Below are 2,015 nucleotides of genomic sequence, written 5' to 3' on the forward strand. Positions count from 1 at the left end.
GGGTGGGTAGGGTTTTGGCCTTCGTTTTCGCATTCGCGGCTCGATGCGTCCGGGTCGATGGCCGACCTTGCATTGGGCGATCAACGTGAACAGCCGCTGGCAATCCTTCGTGACCGAGAGGCCTCGCGAGACCCACTCYGTCCACAGTTGCACCGTGTGCTTGAAGCTCAGGCCGCGCGGGTCGATGCCGACGTGGCTGGCGGCCTGCGCCATCAGCAGCCGGATCACGTTGTAGGCCAGCAGATGGACCCACAGCTGCTTGTCGTTCATCTGCGGCGTCTGGCAGCGCAGCACATCCATGCCGGTGGTGGTCTTGAGGTTGCGCAGGTCCAGCTCGATGTTCCAGCGACGCGCGTACAGCGCCGACAGATCGTTCTTGGCAACCTGTCGATGATTCACCAGCGTGGTGACCAGAACTTGGTGRGCAACCTTGACTTCACGCAGCACGATCTCATCGGGGGCGTGCGCATATTGCTCGGGCGTCATCCACTGGGGACGCTGCGCCGGCTTGGGCCAGCGCACGATGTGATCGCGCGTGCCCAGCGACTGGCCGCGGCGAAAGTCGGTGATGCGCGAGCCGTTTTGCTCCATCAGCACATCCACGCCAGCGGCCATCAGCGTRGCGATCAGGAAGTAGTTGCAGTACAGGGCATCGGCCAGCATCACGTCGCCTGGGCGAAAGCCTTGGAGCAGGCGACGCACCAGGGCCARCTCGCCGCTGCCTTTGCCTTGATGGGGCCCGATCGCCGCATCGAGCGCCGCACCGGTGGCCAAGCACACCACCACGACCAGCCGCGCCAGCGGGAAGCCGACCCCGGGTGCCTGGGTGCTGGGTTGGGGATAGCGCGCCTGGTTCTCCTGGGTATCGGGCATCGACAGCCCGGTGCCGTCCACCARCTTGACCGTGCGCCCGCGCCAGCRCCATTGCGCCRGMGCCTTCTCRCTSAGCWGGCGCCCTGTYTCGCGCGTGAGCGCRCTGACCATCTCCAGCGGCARSCGCTGACGAGCCCGGCAATACCCGCCAGTGCGAACGCTGCACGCTCTCAGACCATCGSCCGCTCGCTGCGCGGCCCAGCCGTTGACCGCCTTCTGGCACGAGCCATCGGCCTCCAGCACCTGACGCATGAACATCGACAGCGTCACCGTCGGCGGATACAGCCGCTCGCGGTGCTCGGGCAGCAGCGCTTCGGTCGTCTCCARCAACTGCGGACTCGTCAGCACGTTGAAGAACTCCACCGCTTCGGTCGATCTCGCCCGCCGTCCAATGTGGCTGCGACGTTGATGCAAAGCGCTTCGGGCACTACGATTCATGCTGGCTGGCCTTCGGAAAGATGGTTTGATTGCTTGGTAACAACCATCCTATCGATCCTGGGTCAGCCACCTCTCTTTGCCATCAAGCACTTGCGTCCSGCGCTGATGGCCCAACAGCTAAAGTAAGTGCCATTCGCGCTAGGGTCCGTCCGGTTGAATCCGCAAGCCGATAGCGGTCGTTGCCGCAACCTAGGTCGAAGGTCCTGCTGCTGGCCGAAGACGGCTTGTGATGCCTCGCCGAAGACGAGCTCACCCGGACAGTCTCGGACGCCGAAGCCGAGTCCAGAGAGCCGTCTCGACGACTTTCTCCTGCCCACACTGCGGCCATCCAATGATCGTTCTGGCAATCTTCACGCGCGACCAGGCGCCCGAAGGGCAGGTGTCGGACAACCCTTCACCGATGCCGACTTTCGTAGCCGACCGCTTTCGAGCAGTGCAGCGTCACTACCCGGCCACCTCGATGTCCGGTAGCACCCAGCTACGGTCAAAGTAAGGCCGGGCGTGGCGAGCAGCTGGTAGAGGTAGCCCAGTCGGCTTGGTTCGCGCATGGCTTGCGCGTGCATTTGCAGCAGGTCGCGCTCGAACCGCAGCGCGCCTCCATAGAGTTCGCCGCCGATCCGCACGAGATATGAGGGGTCGAGGTAGCGCCTTGGGCTCAGCATCTTCAGCAGCACGCCGGGCCGTCCCGGCACCATGACGAAGCC

1 protein-coding gene and 1 pseudogene are annotated in these 2,015 nt (G+C 64.4%); both read right to left on the bottom strand.

Annotated features, from left to right (window positions below; all coding sequences use genetic code 11):
* Positions 1–1,311: IS4 family transposase (locus AC1DY5_RS53250; protein ID WP_478122287.1), on the bottom strand; the 1,311-nt coding region annotated here is incomplete at its 3' end.
* 350 nt (positions 1,312–1,661) lie between these two features.
* Positions 1,662–2,015 (bottom strand): annotated as a pseudogene (locus AC1DY5_RS53255) (hypothetical protein); the annotation flags it as partial.

The sequence above is a fragment of the Variovorax sp. P4_D9 genome (assembly GCF_056401695.1).